Source organism: Bacillus sp. PK3-067 (genome assembly GCF_056738645.1).
This window is the reverse complement of sequence record NZ_CP096490.1, coordinates 1,705,224-1,722,648: the sequence shown is the minus strand read 5'-3', so window position 1 is coordinate 1,722,648 and position 17,425 is coordinate 1,705,224. Positions and strand designations below refer to the sequence as shown.

Annotated in this window: 16 protein-coding genes; 3 read left to right on the top strand and 13 right to left on the bottom strand. The window is 35.5% G+C overall.

Annotated features, from left to right (window positions below; translation table 11 throughout):
• Positions 1–19: 19 nt before the first annotated feature.
• From M1D73_RS08985 to M1D73_RS08955, 7 genes are all read right to left on the bottom strand, one after another.
• Positions 20–1,648, bottom strand: a complete 1,629-nt coding sequence (locus tag M1D73_RS08985; protein ID WP_000823515.1) for a peptide ABC transporter substrate-binding protein — start codon at positions 1,646–1,648, stop codon at positions 20–22.
• A 153-nt stretch (positions 1,649–1,801) separates the two neighbouring features.
• A complete protein-coding gene (locus tag M1D73_RS08980; protein WP_121868395.1) occupies positions 1,802–3,127 on the bottom strand; it encodes a bifunctional S-methyl-5'-thioadenosine deaminase/S-adenosylhomocysteine deaminase in 1,326 nt (441 codons plus the stop codon).
• 53 nt (positions 3,128–3,180) lie between these two features.
• Complete coding sequence (locus M1D73_RS08975) at positions 3,181–3,540, bottom strand: YunG family protein (protein ID WP_017657317.1); 360 nt, start codon at positions 3,538–3,540, stop codon at positions 3,181–3,183.
• A gap of 27 nt (positions 3,541–3,567) precedes the next feature.
• Positions 3,568–4,011 (bottom strand): GNAT family N-acetyltransferase, encoded by a 444-nt coding sequence (locus M1D73_RS08970; RefSeq protein ID WP_029441985.1) that lies wholly within the window; start codon positions 4,009–4,011, stop codon positions 3,568–3,570.
• 238 nt (positions 4,012–4,249) lie between these two features.
• Positions 4,250–5,764 carry an acetyl-CoA hydrolase/transferase family protein gene (locus M1D73_RS08965; RefSeq protein WP_121868396.1) on the bottom strand — a complete coding sequence of 505 codons (1,515 nt, stop codon included), beginning with the start codon at positions 5,762–5,764 and terminating at the stop codon, positions 4,250–4,252.
• A gap of 127 nt (positions 5,765–5,891) precedes the next feature.
• The gene (locus M1D73_RS08960) at positions 5,892–6,536 is read right to left on the bottom strand and encodes a LytTR family DNA-binding domain-containing protein (protein WP_000390211.1); all 645 of its coding nucleotides are present in this window, start codon (positions 6,534–6,536) and stop codon (positions 5,892–5,894) included.
• 265 nt (positions 6,537–6,801) lie between these two features.
• The gene (locus M1D73_RS08955; RefSeq protein WP_001102581.1) at positions 6,802–7,725 is read right to left on the bottom strand and encodes an alpha/beta hydrolase; all 924 of its coding nucleotides are present in this window, start codon (positions 7,723–7,725) and stop codon (positions 6,802–6,804) included.
• 211 nt (positions 7,726–7,936) lie between these two features.
• Between M1D73_RS08955 and M1D73_RS08950 the strand changes: the two genes are divergently transcribed.
• Complete coding sequence (locus tag M1D73_RS08950) at positions 7,937–8,698, top strand: DODA-type extradiol aromatic ring-opening family dioxygenase (protein ID WP_000982899.1); 762 nt, start codon at positions 7,937–7,939, stop codon at positions 8,696–8,698.
• Positions 8,699–8,751: 53 nt separating this feature from the next.
• Here M1D73_RS08950 and M1D73_RS08945 read toward each other — a convergent pair whose 3' ends face one another.
• The 3 genes from M1D73_RS08945 to M1D73_RS08935 all read right to left on the bottom strand — a co-directional run bounded on the left by M1D73_RS08945 (position 8,752) and on the right by M1D73_RS08935 (position 11,729).
• Complete coding sequence (locus M1D73_RS08945) at positions 8,752–9,966, bottom strand: multidrug efflux MFS transporter (protein WP_000179303.1); 1,215 nt, start codon at positions 9,964–9,966, stop codon at positions 8,752–8,754.
• Positions 9,967–10,133: 167 nt separating this feature from the next.
• Positions 10,134–10,994 carry a GNAT family N-acetyltransferase gene (locus M1D73_RS08940; protein WP_000390854.1) on the bottom strand — a complete coding sequence of 287 codons (861 nt, stop codon included), beginning with the start codon at positions 10,992–10,994 and terminating at the stop codon, positions 10,134–10,136.
• An 18-nt stretch (positions 10,995–11,012) separates the two neighbouring features.
• Positions 11,013–11,729: a DUF554 domain-containing protein gene (locus tag M1D73_RS08935; protein ID WP_000236030.1), complete on the bottom strand. Its 717-nt coding sequence runs from the start codon at positions 11,727–11,729 to the stop codon at positions 11,013–11,015.
• 203 nt (positions 11,730–11,932) lie between these two features.
• Between M1D73_RS08935 and M1D73_RS08930 the strand changes: the two genes are divergently transcribed.
• Together M1D73_RS08930 and M1D73_RS08925 are read left to right on the top strand one after the other, a co-directional pair.
• A complete protein-coding gene (locus M1D73_RS08930; protein WP_000854536.1) occupies positions 11,933–13,036 on the top strand; it encodes a CapA family protein in 1,104 nt (367 codons plus the stop codon).
• A gap of 52 nt (positions 13,037–13,088) precedes the next feature.
• Entirely contained in the window at positions 13,089–13,316 is a 228-nt protein-coding gene (locus tag M1D73_RS08925) for a hypothetical protein (RefSeq protein ID WP_000910604.1), read from the top strand.
• An 80-nt stretch (positions 13,317–13,396) separates the two neighbouring features.
• Here the strand turns inward: M1D73_RS08925 and ilvA are convergent, their stop codons facing one another.
• The 3 genes from ilvA to ilvC are packed head-to-tail and all read right to left on the bottom strand — an operon-like array spanning position 13,397 to position 17,418.
• On the bottom strand, positions 13,397–14,659 hold the full coding sequence (ilvA, locus tag M1D73_RS08920) for a threonine ammonia-lyase IlvA (protein WP_000250318.1): 1,263 nt from the start codon (positions 14,657–14,659) through the stop codon (positions 13,397–13,399).
• A 31-nt stretch (positions 14,660–14,690) separates the two neighbouring features.
• Positions 14,691–16,364 (bottom strand): dihydroxy-acid dehydratase, encoded by a 1,674-nt coding sequence (gene ilvD / locus M1D73_RS08915; protein ID WP_001255813.1) that lies wholly within the window; start codon positions 16,362–16,364, stop codon positions 14,691–14,693.
• Between the two features lie 46 nt (positions 16,365–16,410).
• On the bottom strand, positions 16,411–17,418 hold the full coding sequence (gene ilvC, locus M1D73_RS08910; RefSeq protein ID WP_000861143.1) for a ketol-acid reductoisomerase: 1,008 nt from the start codon (positions 17,416–17,418) through the stop codon (positions 16,411–16,413).
• Between the last annotated feature and the right edge of the window lie 7 nt (positions 17,419–17,425).

The following is a 17,425-nucleotide window of genomic DNA, read 5'->3' as shown; positions in this document are numbered from 1 at the left end:
AAAGTAAGGTTTTTTGTATTTATTCATTAGCAATATAAGCATTCTTATAAGTATAAATACCACCAAATTGATGCTTTTCAATTCCTTTTACATAATCCTTTTGTACATATGCTGAGCCAATATGATAAAGCGGCGCCACCGCAGCATCTTCTAATAATACCTGCTCGGCTTCTCGCAACGCTTTCCATCGATTTTCCGTATCTAGTACAAAATCCGTTTTCGCTTTCTTTATTAATTCATCGTAACGAACATTAGAATAATTCATTTTATTATTCGGATTCCCTGTCGTAAATAACTCTAAATAACTAATTGGGTCTTTATAGTCAGGTCCCCAATTTGCCATAGTTATATCGTAATCACCTATTTGTTCTAACTGTAATTTTTGCTTAAATGGCTGTTGTTTAATTTGTATCGTTAACCCTTGCAAATTCTTCTCTAAATCACCTTTTATATATTCTGCCATACGTATTGCGTTATCTTGTTCGAACGTTAAGAACTCTAGGTTTACTTGTTCTACCCCAAGCTCTTTTTTCGCTTCTTCCCAAAGTTTTTTCGCATTTTGCAAATCATATGAGGAAATATCTCCATTTTCTTTTCTAAAATCTTTACCAGTCACTTCATTTACATGACCAACTGGTACAAGTCCACTTGCAGGTTTTGCTCCGTTATTAATAAAGTGAGCAACGAAATCATCTTTATTTAACGCTAATGAAATAGATTGACGCACCTTTTTATTTGCTAACGCGTTATTTTTTTCATTAAAACGAAGCATAGCAATTCCAGGATCACTCGACATATGTAATTCCTTATTCCCTTTATACTTGTCTACAACTTGCGAATTAATAGGTACTCGATCTAAATCTCCGGCTTCATATAAATTTACAGCTGTCATTGTATCCTTTACGATATGAAAGTTTATTTCGTCTAATTTCACTTTCTTTCGATCCCAATATGTAGCATTCTTCTTTAATTGAAACTCTTGTTCATGCTTCCATTTTTCTAATACAAATGGACCGTTATATATGAGATTACTAGGTTCCAATGCATAATTGTTTCCTTGTTCGTTCAAAAATGATTCATGCTGTGGTAAGTATATAGGTAGTGCTAACAACTGTAAAAAATACGGAACTGGCTGTTCGAGTTCAACTTCTAACGTATAATTATTTATTGCTTTAACCCCAAGTGCATCAAGAGGCATTGTTCCCTTATTAATCTCTTTCGCATTTTTCACATAAAAGAGCATGTATGCATATTGAGATGCCGTTTCAGGATTAATTGCACGTTTCCATGCAAATATAAAATCATTTGCTGTCACACTGTCTCCATTTGACCATTTTGCATCTTTACGCAAATCAAATGTATATTTCTTACCATCTTCACTTCTTTTAAACGATCTTGCTACTGCTGGAATAGGCTGATCTTGATCATTTAATACATATAACCCCTCAAATATATTCTGCATAACGTGGGCTGATGTACCATCCATTGTTTTCGCAGTGTCCAGAGAAGGAATTTCTTCTGATACTGTTACATTTAACACTTGTTTTTTAACCTCTGTATCACTTTTATTCGCTTTATTATTACAAGCTGTTAATAATAAAGATGTAACAAGTGCCATTACCATTAAATGGCTCTTTTTTCGCTTCATGAGTTGTTCTCCTTAAATATAAAATATTATAAAGCGTAATATATTATAGCAGAAATACTAACAGAAAGATGCGACATTCTTTTGAATATTTATTCGTTCAAGAAAAAAGCTATCCTTTTAAAAGGATAGCTTTTTCAACTGCCACATAATTATCTATCTTTGCAAACCTCGTTTATAACGACTTGCTTCAAATATAATACGCTCTTCATCTAACGTTTTACATTCGCCATTCCAAACGACATGTTTTCCGTTAATAATTACATCGCTTATATCTTTTCCACTAGCAGCATATACAAGGTGTGATAACACTTCATCCGCTGGTTGTAAATGCGGCTTATTAGACGGGTCAATCGTAATAAAATCAGCACACTTACCAGCTTCTAGTGACCCTGTTTGTTTCATCCCGATTACTTCCGCAGCTCCTTTTGTCGCAAGAGAAAGAGCTGTTTCAACTGGTAATGCTGTTGCATCTTGGTGAATACCTTTTTGTAATAAAGTCGCTATGCGCATTTCTTCAAACATGTCTAAATTATTGTTAGATGCAACACTATCTGTTGCAATTCCTACTTTTATTCCTGCTTCTAGCATCGCTTTTACATTCGCTATACCAGAACCTAGTTTTAAATTACTATTCGGATTATGAGCTACTCGAACGTCATTTTCTGCTAAAAATGCACGCTCATCGTCATTTAATACTACACCGTGTGCAATAACTGTTGGGCGTTTAAACAATCCGCAGCTCGCTGCATATTCTACTGGACGTTTTCCATATTGTGCTTCAATATCACGTACTTCACGCTCTGTTTCAGAAAGATGGATATGAACCATCGTTTGATTCTCTACTGCAATCCGTGCGCACTCTTCTAACAATTCTGTACTACATGTATATGGACTATGTGGTGCAACCATCGTAGTTAACATGCCACTTTCGTTATAGTAACGCTTCACATATTTCTCAGCTTCTTCAATCGCTTTCTTTTCATCGTCTTTCGTTCCGAAGCTAAATAAAGTCCTTGAAACAGCAGCTCGCATCCCGCTCCTTGATACCGTTTCCATAATTGCGTCTTGATCTACTCCAATTGGATTAAACATGTCAGAGAATGATGTTGTACCACTTTTCACCATCTCAAGTAATCCTAATTCCGTACTAGCGACCGCAATTTGGGGAGTAAATTGACTTTCCAGTGGCCAAATTCTCGTCTCAAGCCACGGCTGTAATAACATATCATCGCCAATACCTCTTAGGAGACTCATTACAACGTGTGTATGTGTATTTACAAGCCCTGGTAAAACCCACTTTCCTTTCATGTCAATTACTTCATCTACTTTAAAATCATTTGCAAATTCTCCGCTCTTTACATCTATAATTTGATCATTTTCTACAATGATATATCCATTTTCTATCACTTCGTTTTGTTCATTCATCGTTACAATTGTAGCGTTTACATAAGTTGTTTTCAAAAGTATTTCCCCTTTCAACTCTATGAAGTTCCCTTTAATAAGTTACCACCATTATAGTAACTTATTAAAGATTAAGAGTCAAAAGATAATTTTAATTCTTTCGTTATTTTTCCCTTCAAAATGCTATATTGTTTTTCATTTGTATCTGCAAATGCTTCTTCCCAATTTGACTTTTCATCCATATAATTCAATTTCCCATTGAATTGAGTCTCTGTAAAATCAAATCTCTGCCCATCTATAAAGTTATAAAAATGCCACACGCACCCTATTTTTGTCTTTTTAATTTTCCCTCCACATATATCTTGAACGACTAGAGCCGTTACACCACACTGTCCCTTTGCTGGATTTTCAATTGTCCACTTTGAACTTGTTTCTATTGACCAAGATCTTATTAACGCCTCATATATTTGCTTTTTCTTTACATCATCCATTCTAATCTTCCCCTACTATTAATAGTTTTACACATCATATTTCAAAAGAGGCAGTAAACGACCCTTAAAGACAGTTGATGGTGTCTCTCCTATTAACTGTGCTCCCATTTTCAAGTAATATCCTTTTGCATTCGGATCACTATCAATTGTAAAACTTTTTAATCCTAGTTCATTGGCTTTTTCTATTACATACTCCCAAAGTATTTTCCCGTAACCTTTTCCTTTGTAATGAGGATGAATGTACAAGAAATCGAGAGCTTTATCATTACGTAAAAATGAGAAAAAACCAATCTTCGCATTATCGTTTACTAAAACATATACAAAATTATTTTTTATGTACTCTTCCGTAATTGTTAAATCTTCCTTACAAGCAAGTATGAATTCTTCACTATAATTCCACGTTGCTTTTGAATGTAGTGCGAGTTCACTTAATTCATTTGCTTCACTTAATAATGCTTCTCTTATCTTCATGATTCTTTTTCCTCACTTTCAATATGTACACTACTAAATTGATTCGGAAAGCACTTCAAAAAAACCTTTAATTCCCATAAAATAGAAATTAATTTTATAAATCTTTATTATAATCAGTACGATTTTCAACAATTTTTTTAAAGAAAAAGAACGCCATCTCTAAAAGTTGGCGTTCTCTTTTTCTAAAATTTAATCTTCAAGCTCACTCATTCGTTTTACTATTTCGTACGATACAAACCTATACAGTTTCTACTATCGCTTCAAGCATTGTTCCATTTTTAGCATAGTTCGTATGCCAAGAAAAAGCTTTTTCTAAAATATGAGGAGTTTGTCCACCTCTTATTTTTGCTTCTTCGTAATAAGCTCGTAGCTGTTCACGATACATTGGATGTGCGCAATTCTCAATAATAAGTTCCACTCTTTCTCTTGGCGCAAGTCCCCTTAAGTCGGCATATCCCTGTTCAGTGACGATAACATCTACATCATGTTCAGTATGGTCTACATGAGAAACGAAAGGAACGATACTTGAAATGTTACCACCTTTCGCAATCGATTTAGTAACAAAGATAGCTAGGCGAGCATTTCTTGCAAAATCGCCAGACCCACCAATACCATTCATCATTTTTGTACCTAAAACGTGAGTAGAGTTAACATTTCCGTATATATCTAATTCTAATGCAGTATTAATTGAGATTAATCCAAGGCGACGAATAATTTCAGGATGATTGGAAATCTCTTGTGGACGCATCATTAATTTGTCACGATATTTTTCAAAGTTAGAAAATACTTGTTGCATTTTCTCTTCAGAAAGCGTGATAGAACAACAAGAAGCAAAATTGACTTTTCCAGCATCCATAAGATCAAAAACTGCATCTTGTAAAACCTCGGAATATACTTCTAAATCTTCAAATTCTGAATCTAACATTCCATGCAATACGGCGTTAGCCACTGAACCAATTCCTGATTGTAACGGCGCTAAACGATTTGTTAATCGGCCTACTTTGACTTCTTCTCGAAGGAATTCTATTAAATGCTGTGCCATAATAACAGTTTCTTCATCCGGAGGAACAATTGTCGATGGCGAATCCAATTGATTCGTAAACACAATTCCCTTTACTTTTTCAGGATCAATTGGAATACCGATTGTTCCAATTCGGTCATCTGTTTTCACAAGCGGAATTGGAAGCCTCTCCCCTTGTTTACCTGGTTCATATAGATCATGTAGCCCCTCTAATTGCGCGGATTGAGCCATATTCATTTCAATAATAATAGACTTAGCATTTAAGGAAAACGCTAAGGAATTTCCAATTGAAGTGGTTGGAATAATCATTCCGTCCTCTGTAATCGCAACCGCTTCCAAAATAGCGAAATCTATATCCAGAACGTCAGCACGGAGTAACTCTGCTGTATGAGACAAGTGTTGATCCACAAATAAAAAGTCTCCGTTATTAATTCCTTTTCGCATAGTAGTGTCAGCTTGGAAAGGTAATCTTTTCCCTAAAATTCCTGCCTCAGCAAATAATTTGTCTACATCCGATCCTAAAGAAGCCCCAGTATAAACATTTACTTTAAAAGATTCATCATTCTTAACTCGGTTTACAAGCGCAAATGGGACTGCTTTTACATCACCTGCACGTGTAAACCCACTTAAGCCTAAAGTCATTCCACTTTGAATCCAGGAAGCTGCTTCTTCAGGTGTAACTACCCGATCTTTTAGACGTTGATCTCTGATTCTATCTAAATTGTTCTCCATATGTAATCCCTCTCTCATTGAATATTCACAATTATTTTACACATTAACACTATCAAAATAGGGATTTTAGTATACAATGCCGAAAATTCAGACAGAACAGCAAATCTAGGTTCTAAAGCAGAAAAATTTAGAATCCTAGAAGTTTACGGAAATAACTAGCGTATGATTGACTAACTGGTACTCTCTCACCATTATCCATCGAAAGTACAAAAGTAGAATGGGTATCAGGATAAATCGCTTTAATATGATTAACATTTACAATAAACGAACGGTGACATCTAATAAATGAATCTTTCGGAAGCAAGTATTCGAATTCTTGCAGAGAGTATTTATGTGTTCCTGATAACTCTTCTGAATTCACATACGTCTTTTTATCTTTAGCCTCTAAATACATAACCTTTGAAAAAGGAACCGGAATCCAGCCGTCTGTTGTTTTTAAAGTAACAACTGACTTTCCATCCGTTAAAGCTGGATAAATTGCCGTCACGCACCCTTCAAGCTTTCCATTGTTTGAAAATGGTACAGCCATTCCATGATAAGGAATACCAAAAACATCCCGATTCATAAACTCAGAGGTTTTTTGATTCATCACCATCGCTTTATGAGCAATCGTTCCTTCCTTTATAGGATCCCCGACACTAATCTTTAAATCAATTCGTTTACTTGGCCGATAGTAAATATATTCTTTCGTATTCGAAACAGCAATTGAAATTTCATCTGAAAATAGTTCCCCAACAACATCTAGTAATAAACCTAACGTTCTATCTTCCATTCTATTAACACCTCATTCACTATTATACTACTATTATGAACGAGCATCTGTTGCTTTATAAAAAGTTTAATTTTAAATTACTTTTAAAATTAGTTTTATTCACTATTACTTCGTTACTACAAAAAACCTCACTTCAGAAAAGTGAGGTTTCCTCTCATACAATATTTTTTTATTTTTTATTAAGTAAAGTGAATTTAAGAATTTATTGCCCCTATTTCTGTATAATAAATAATCCCAAACTACAAACAGTTTGGGATTATCTTTCTCATTTATTATGCGCATCTAACCACGAAATTAAATCTTTAAATACTTCATCCTTATTTACTTCATGAAACATTTCATGTCTACCATTTTCATATAAACGTAGTGTCACGTCTTTCACACCACATTTTTTATAGTTTTCATATACTTCTTTTACACCTTTCCCCATATCGCCAACAGGATCACGATCACCAGAGAATATATGTATTGGAAGATTCTTTGGCGTCTTCTTGTATTCTTCTAGTTTATTTACTTCTAATACACCAGAAAATAATTCTCGGTAAAAACTCGTCGTACAAATGAAACCACATAACGGATCCGCAATATATTTATCAACTTGATTATTATCTGAAGATAACCAATCAAATTTTGTACGATTTGGCTTAAAGTTCGAATTGAAGTTTCCGAAAGATAAAAAGTTTAACATTGGACTTTTCGTTTTTGCCCCACGCAATTTCATTTCGATTGTTGCTACTTTATGACCAATAGCTCCTAAAAGCCCTGGATTTCCACCTGTTCCTGAAATCAGAAATCCATCATATAATTCGCCTCTAAGTTGTACAGCACGTCTTGATAAAAAAGAACCCATACTATGTCCAAGTAAAAACAAAGGACTTGACTGCTCTTCTTTTATCTTTTCTGAAACAAAGATAACATCCGATACAACTTGATTCCACCCTATATTTGGTTCAAAATGACCATAGTCTTCTTCTTTTTTTACTGTTTTCCCATGTCCTTTATGATCATGCGCATAAACACCATACCCTGCTTCCAATAAAGCATCTACAAATTCTGTATACACCCCTGCATGCTCTGTCATGCCATGTGCAATTTGAATAATTCCTCTCGGATCTCCTTCTGGTAACCACTTACGCAAATAAATTTCCGATCCATCCAATGCCGTAACGAAACTTTCCTGTACATTCATTTCGTCAGCCCCCAACTCTATTATGTATAGCTTTAAGAAAATGAATATCCATTCACTTTTCTTATTTTATATTATATGTAATTGCTTTCATTATGACAAATGATGTATTTTTCAGACTTGCTTTTAAACTAATTTCTTGACGAATTCAAAATAAAATTATATAGTTACTTACATAAAGTAACTATATAATTTTTAGGAGGTTCCTACTATTATGATGCCATCATTATTTTTAGCACATGGTTCGCCTATGCTCGCTATTCAAGATACAGACTATACACGATTTTTAAAAACACTTGGAGAAACATATAAACCGAAAGCAATTGTTATTTTCACTGCTCATTGGGAAAGTGAAGTATTAACGATTTCCTCATCAGATAACGAGTATGAAACAATTTATGATTTTGGAGGTTTTCCCCCTGAGTTATACGAAATCAAATATCGTGCGAAAGGCTCTTCTCATATTGCATCTATTTTAGAAACAAAATTTAAGAACAAAGGTATTTCAGTCCATCATAATATGACGAGAGGTTTAGATCATGGTTCATGGACACTCCTGCACCGCATGTATCCAGAAGCAAATATTCCTGTCGTGCAAATATCAGTCAATCCATTCCTTTCTGCAAAAGAACAATTTGAAATTGGAGAAGCACTTAAAGGACTCGGACAAGAAGATATTTTAGTAATCGGGAGTGGCGTTACCGTTCATAATTTACGAGCACTGAAATGGAATCAAACTACACCTGAAAAATGGGCAATTGAATTTGATGATTGGATTATTAAACATATGCAGAATAACGATAAAGATGCATTGTTTAATTGGGAGAAAAATGCTCCTCATGCACAATTAGCAGTACCAAGAGCAGAACATTTTGTTCCTTTATTTATCGCTATGGGAAGTGGTGAAAATAGCGGTGAAGTCATTCACCGTAGTTACGAGCTTGGTACATTAAGTTATCTTTGTCTTCGATTTTAAAGAAAAGGATGAAGCACATGCTGCTTCATCCTTTTTCTTTTTCATTCACTTAGTTAACTAACTTCCAAATGTCGTTTCTCTGATACCTCTTCGTTCTTATTATGAAAATAAACCCAAATACACGCAATAAATAATAGTGAAGATGTAGAGAGGAAAACATATTGGAAACCTGCATGCGCTGCAATTTGTCCCCCGAGCACTGGACCAATCATATTTCCTAAAAACTGAAATGATTGATTATATCCAAATATTCGTCCCGTAACATGGGTTGGTGTATGTTGTTTTAGTAGAGTTTGTACGGAAGGTAATAATCCTGCTTGTGCGATACCTAATAAAAATCGAAGAATTAATAGTTGCCAAGCTGACGTTACAAATGCTTGCGGGATAAAAATAATTCCTGCAGCAAATAACGCTACAACTAACGTTTTTTGAGGACCGATATGATCTGATAATCTTCCTAGTCTTGGTGCTGCCAAAATAACTGCTAATCCTGTCGCTGACATAACTGCACCCGCAATTGTTTCAATATGTGCAGTATGAGGACCTACTAAATTTTTCACGTACAATGTAACAATTGGTTGAACTGACATATTAGCAAGTTGAATAATAAATGTTGTTACAAATAAACTAATAATTAAATGCTTCGCTGGGACCATCGTCCATACTTTTTTCGGCTGTGTTTTTTTTGCTTGAGCAGAGTGATTTTCTTCATGCAGGAAGAAAAAAACGATGAGAAAGGAAAGGAATAAAAAAGCTCCCGTAACAAGAAAGACATGACGCATTCCAATTAACTCAGACAAATAACCGCCAAGTAACGGGCCAAGTAACGAACCGCTCACACCACCAGTTGAAATTGTGGAAATCGCCCAACCTGAATGTTCTTTCGGAGTTTCTGCTGCAATAAATGTCATCGCTGTTGAAAGGAAACCAGATACTGCTCCCATTAAAAATCTTAGTGCGACTAGTTGATACACATCCGTTACAAACCCCATAAGCGTCATAATAATCGCCATACCAAGGCTAGCACGAATAAGCATCAATTTCCGTCCATGTATATCACCAAGCTTTCCCCATATTGGCGATACGATCGCACCCATTAAAAATGTTACACCAAATGCAAGTCCCGACCACTGTGCAATGCTTGAAGTGCCAGTTACTCCTAATTCCTCAATATAAAAAGATAAGAAAGGAATTACTAAACTCATACCGGCTGCAGTGGTAAAACAACCTAGCCAACAAATCATTAAATTCCGTTTCCAGCTGGCCATTTTCACACCTTCTTTCTTTAGATACCCATTCTACACCCTTTCTTGTAAAAAGTTTAGTAATTTGCTTTATATGTAAGATTTACTACAAAACCCGCTATTTTCTAGTAAAAAACACTACATCTCTACATCATTTTCATAATAAAACCAACTCCTCTATATGAAGTTGGTTACTTATTATCTATCGGTATTAAACGAGCATTACAATTTCTCTCGTAAAACTCAATGGGACCTGCTTGTCCAATAATCGCATATTCATATCCATCTTGCTTCATATTATATAAACAATGATGCAATAATTCTTTTCCTACACCTTTCACACGATTTTGTTTCGCTATGCCCATTGGACCAAACAAGCCTTTCTTTCCTCTCACTACATCGTAACAGGCGAAACCAACAATTACTTCCTCCTGCTGTGCAATATAGATAGGTAACTTTTCGTTATATGTCCGAAATCCATAATCAACCGACTGTAACCACCGTTCACCAAATTCATCCACTACAAATCGTGATAACTTATCAAAATCAGAAGGACTAACTCTTCTTACATGACAAAATAATGTATTATAAATAGATTTAAAACTATTTAAATCAACCGCTAAGTCTCTCGGTGCAGCTGTAATACGTAATATATCTTCTTGCATTTGTGTATGTATAAATCCACCAATATTTGTATCTACACGAAATAATGCATACATAACATGTCCTTCATTTACTACTACTTGCTGAAAGCGTTCCATACGTTTCTTCGCTATTTGTAAAATTTCTATCGCCTTATAAGATAGTTTATATTGCCCTATTTTTTTATACTCTTGATTATGTAAATCGAATTGTTTTCGTAACGAAAGTTTTTCTAAAAAATCTGGACCGACTTTGTGAAACAAATACATAAATAACTCAGCGCAAACTCCTGTACCTTCTTTACACATACCTATAAACAGATGGACTGGGTGAATTATGTTATACTCACTCTCTTTTGCTGCAATCTCCAATATTTTATGCACACGTTTTGTAAATTGAAATTCCTCCATATGTGTTTCCATCCTCTACTAATTTACTAACAAACCGTAACCATAAATAATTGAAACAATTACACCCACTACCAATATACCTGGAAGTAAATTTGCCACCTTGATTTTAATAATACTAAGCAAGTTCAATCCAATAGCAGATATCATAATGCCGCCCGTAGCCGTCATCTCCACTATAAATTGGTTCATTAATTCTTTCGGGACAAAACTATTAATTTGTGTTGCAAAAACTGCAATACCACCTTCATATAAAACAACTGGAATTGCCGAAAATACTACGCCAATTCCTAGAGTTGTCGTTAATATAATAGAAATAAACCCATCGATAATCGCCTTTGTAAATAAAATATCATGATTTCCGCGAATCCCACTGTCAAGTGCACCAAGTATCCCCATCGCGCCAATTGCAAAAATTAAAGTAGCTGTTACAAAACCTTCTGATATGCTACCTTTCCCTTTCGATCCAACTTTATTTTCTAGCCAATCCCCTAAATGTTTTAACTTTTCTTCTAATTGTAACCATTCTCCAATTACCGTACCAATCACTAAACTCAGTATGACAACAAGAAAGTTTTCACTTTTTAATGCCATTTGAAGCCCAAGCACAGTAACCGCTAAACCGATTGCGTGCATTATCGTCCCTTTCATACTTTCTGGAATCCTACTAAATAATTTACCAAGTAAAGTACCAAATATAATACAAATTCCATTTACAACTGCTCCTAATATAACCATTTCTCATTCTTCACCCTTCGAATTCTTTATTTCTATATTTTGGTTTATACATTGATTTACAGGTTATCTATATGTTAACTTAATATTGAGAATATTAACAAATGTTTTCCACTACATAACCCGCTATTTTTTGTAACTTTAATTACCTTTAATAGATTCAGTGTTAATTTAATTGCGGGATAATATTAAAAGGGAAGGTATATATGAAAACTTTACTAAAACGATTTTTGTTAATAGCCTTTTTCATTACACCGATTGTTTTATTAATCAATTACTCTTTTATTTCAAAAGCAAAAGACAAACCCGATTTGCAAAACAAATCTAGTAAAACCGCTTCAAAAAGCGAAAAGAAAATAGAAGACCAAGAAATCACACTCACCTTCTCTGGTGATACAATGTTTGATTGGCAATTACGTCCTATAATCGAAAAGAATGGGGCTGATTACCCATTCCAACATGTAAAAGAAGAAATAAAAAAAGCTGATATTTCTTTTGTGAATTTAGAGTCGGCATTTACAACGAAAGAAAAGAAAGCACCTGGGCAACTGTTTTGGATTAAAAGTGATCCATCTACACTACAAGCTATTAAAAACACTGGATATGACATCGTAAATATTGGGAATAACCACACACTTGATTATGGGCAAGATGGATTATTAGATACGATTTCTCACGTAGAAAAATTAAAGTTCCCTTACATTGGAGCCGGAAAAAATGCGAAAGATGCATATACAGCACGAGAAATGACCGTAAAAGGGAAAAAGTTTAAATTTCTTTCCTTCGTTCGATTTATGCCTGATTCTAATTGGGTAGCTGGTGAGAATAAACCTGGCGTTGCGAATGGCTATGATTTAAATCTTGTAACAAAAACAATTAAAGAACAAAAGAAAGATGCAGACTATTTAATCGTCTATATGCATTGGGGCGTTGAAAAATCAAATCGTCCGGTAGAATACCAAAAGCAATATGTACCTAAAATGGTTGAAGCAGGAGCTAACGCAATTGTCGGGAGCCATCCACATTGGTTACAAGGGTTTGAGTATTATAATAAAGTTCCTATCGCTTACTCATTAGGTAACTTTTTATTCCCGAGTTATGTGAATGGGAAAAGCGCTGAAACTGGCGTATTAACTTTAACTTTTAAAGGAAAGGATGTCCAAATGTCATTCAATCCTTATATCATTCGCAACAACCAAGTTTCCCCTGTAAATGAAGGAGAAAAGAAAAAAGCTCTTCAATATTTACAAACAATTTCAACTGATGTAGAAATTGATGATACAGGGAAAATAAAAAACAAACGAAACTAGACAGCTCAAGATCTATTTCTCTGTAATATACTTTACAGAATAGGTGATAAACATGCTGAAAGAGTTATTAGAAAATATAAACCTCTTAGAAAACATCTATAAAATGTCTATAGCAATCCTGCTTTTATGTTCCTTTTATTCTGTGAGACTATTTAAAAAAATAAAGCGAGAGAGAAATCTTACTCCTTTTGAATTTACAATGTATGTAATCATTCGTATTGCGATACTCTTTTGGTTAGCTAGTTTTATTCTTCTTGAATTTAATGAGTACCTAGTTTAACTATAAAAAAGATAGAACAAGCACTATATTCCCTCGCTTGTATCTATCTTTTTTATTTACATTCTAACTCTTTCCTTCTATTAAATAAGCAAATCAAACAAAACAGGGTTTTTATTAAGTTCCATAAATTGAATATTATTTTCTTTAAAGCGAGTAATTAATTGCTCATAATCTTCTTTATGTTTTAATTCTACGCCGACTAATGCTGGACCATTTTCTTTATTATGTTTCTTAATATACTCAAAGCGCGTAATGTCATCTTCTGGTCCTAATCCTTTATCAAGAAATTCTCTTAGCGCACCTGAACGCTGCGGAAATTCAATGATAAAGTAATGTTTCAGTCCTTCATAAATGAGCGAACGCTCTTTCATTTCTTGCATTCTATCAATATCATTATTTCCACCACTTAGCGTACATACAACTGTTTTACCTTTTATTTCATCTCTATATAAATCAAGCGCTGCAATAGAGAGTGCACCAGCCGGTTCAGCTACAATCGCATTTTTCTTATACAGTTCTAAAATCGTCGTACAAACTTTCCCCTCTGGTACTAAAATAATATCGTCAATTACATCTTTACAAGTTTCAAATGTTAACTTTCCTACTTTTTTAACAGCTGCCCCATCAACAAAGCTATCTATTTTCTCCAATGCTACATTTTCATTTTGAAGAAAAGCCTCTTTCATAGATGCAGCTCCCATTGGCTCTACACCAATAACCTTTGTAGTAGGACTAACACCTTTTACATATGTACCAACTCCTGATGCTAATCCACCACCACCGATTGCTGTAAAGATATAATCAACCGTTTTCTCCATATCATGCATAATTTCAACTGCCACTGTCCCTTGACCAGCAACTACATACGGATCATCAAACGGATGAACAAATGTCATTCTATTTTCTTCACAATAACACTGTGCTTCTTGGAAAGAGCTATCGAATGTATCACCAACTAATACAATCTCTGCGAAATCACCACCGAAAAATTGTACTTGTGATACTTTTTGTTTCGGTGTTGTTGTGGGCATAAATATTTTTGACGGAATCTTCAATAAATTACACGTATAAGCAACTCCTTGCGCATGATTACCAGCACTTGCACAAACAACACCGTTTTGTAACTTTTCTTTCGGTAAACTTTGAATCAAATTGTATGCACCACGAATTTTGAAAGAGCGAATTAATTGTAAGTCTTCTCGTTTTACATAAACGTCACAATCATATTTCTCAGATAAAACTGTATCACGTTGTAACGGTGTTTTAATAACGATATCTTTCAGGCAATTATGAGCCATTAAGATATCTTCAATTTTCACTCTCTCCTTTACCTTTTGCACCATTATATATCATCCTTATCTCTTTTAAATTGGCTCAATCAAAATGTGGGATTTTCAGGACAGCCCCTGTATTCGCCGATGTTACCATTTGTGCATAACGTCCGAGCCAGCCAGTTTTTACTTTCGGTTCTGGTCGTTTCCATTCTTTTTTACGCTTATCTAATTCTTCATCACTCACTCTTACTTCTAGTAAGCGTTCTTCAACATCAATACATACAATATCCCCTTGTTCAAGAAGTGCAATCATCCCGCCCGCTGCTGCTTCTGGTGAAATATGTCCTACTGAAATTCCACGTGAAGCTCCAGAAAAACGTCCATCTGTTAATAATGCAACCTCAGCACCTAATCCCATTCCAGCAATTGCTGATGTTGGGGCTAACATTTCTGGCATACCAGGCCCACCTCTTGGTCCTTCATAACGAATGACAACTACATCTCCTTTTTTCACTTTCCCAAGCATAATGCCCGCAAGTGCCTCATCTTGTGAATTAAAAATAACGCAAGGCCCTTCAAAACGCTTTACCTCTGTTGCACCGCTTTTAATAACCGCTCCATCTTTAGCAAGATTTCCTTTTAATATACGTAAGCCCCCCTCTTCACTATGAGGGTTTTCGAGAGAGTGAATAACCTCCTTATCTTTAATCTCTGCCTCAGCGATATTTTCTCTTAATGTTTGCCCAGTAGCAGTTATTCGATCAAGATGAAGTACTCCTTCTTTCCGGCTCATCTCTTTCAAAATTGCACTAATCCCGCCCGCACGATCAATATCTTCCATATGCCAATTTGAGGCTGGACTTACTTTACATAAATGAGGTACACGTCTTGAAACTGCATCAATACGGTTCATATCATAATCTAGTCCTGCCTCTTGTGCGAGTGCTAGCGTATGTAATACTGTATTCGTTGATCCACCCATCGCCATATCAAGTGCAAAAGCATCGTCAATTGCTTCTTCTGTTACAATATCACGCGGCTTAATATCTCTTTCAATTAAAATTTTCAATTTCTCTGCTGCTTGTTTAATTAACTCTTCACGTCTTGGATCAATTGCTAAAATACTCCCGTTACCAGGAAGAGCTAAACCTAATACTTCACATAAACAATTCATAGAGTTCGCGGTAAACATACCCGAACAAGAGCCACAAGATGGACAGCCATGATCTTCAATATCTTTTAATTCTTCTTCTGAAATTTTCCCAGATTGATAAGCTCCTACCCCTTCAAAAACAGAGCTTAAATCAACAACTTCTCCTTTTGACGTTTTTCCAGCCGCCATCGGGCCGCCTGAAACAAACACAGTCGGAATATTAATACGTAGTGCAGCCATCATCATACCTGGTGTAATTTTGTCACAGTTTGGGATACAAATCATGCCGTCAAACCAGTGTGCATTTACAACCGTTTCTACTGAATCTGCAATAATTTCACGACTCGGAAGAGAATAACGCATACCGATATGTCCCATCGCAATACCATCGTCAACTCCAATTGTATTGAATTCGAATGGTACCATACCTGCCGCGCGAACTGCCTCTTTTACAAGTTTCCCAAACTCGTTCAAGTGTTTATGCCCTGGAATAATTTCAATAAAAGAATTACAAATCGCTATGAAAGGTTTATCAAAATCTTCATCTTTCAAACCAGTTGCTTTTAATAAACTACGGTGCGGTGCTTTATCAAAACCTTTTTTAATCATGTCACTTCTCATCTTGTCAAATCCCCTCTTACATATTTTTCATTTATACTCTCTTACTCTATTTCTTTACTAATTCTTTCGGTGCATGAATCCAGCTCATCATTTCACGAAGCTCTGCTCCCACTTTTTCTAATTGATGATTTTGTTCTGCTTTTTTCATTGCGTTATACGTCGGACGCCCTGCTTGATTTTCTAAAATCCATTTCTTCGCAAATTCACCTTGCTGAATTTCTGTCAGAACACGCTTCATTTCCTTCTTCGTTTCATCTGTAACAATTCTCGATCCTGTTACATAATCTCCAAACTCTGCCGTATCTGAAATAGAATGGCGCATAGTCGTTAATCCACCTTCGTACATTAAGTCAACAATTAGCTTTAATTCATGCAAACATTCAAAGTATGCAATTTCAGGACGATATCCACCTTCCGTTAACGTTTCGAACCCGGCCTTCACAAGTGCAGTTACCCCGCCGCAAAGTACAGCTTGCTCACCGAATAAATCCGTTTCGGTTTCTTCTTGGAATGTCGTTTCAATTACCCCCGCACGTGTACACCCTACACCTTTTGCATACGCTAATGCTACATGTAGCGCTGTTCCCGTCGCATCTTGATGCACTGCGACTAATGCTGGAACACCATTTCCTTCTTGAAATACACGGCGAACGAGATGACCTGGACTTTTTGGCGCGACCATCGCTACATCTACGTAACTTGGCGGATTAATTTGTCCGAAGTGAATGTTAAATCCATGTGAGAAAAGTAACATTTGTCCTTCACGAAGATTCTCTTCTACCTCTGCTTTATACACATGAGCTTGCTGTTCATCTGGCAATAACATTTGTACAACTTGTGCGGTTCGAACCGCTTCTGAAACAGACATTACTTCAAATCCATCCGCTTTCGCTACTTCATACGACTTACCAGGACGAACACCAACTACAACCTCTACACCAGAATCACGTAAATTTTGTGCTTGCGCATGACCTTGTGATCCATAACCAACTACTGCAACAGTTTTTCCTTGTAATAACTCTACATTTGCATCTTTTTCATAATATGTTTTCATATTCCAT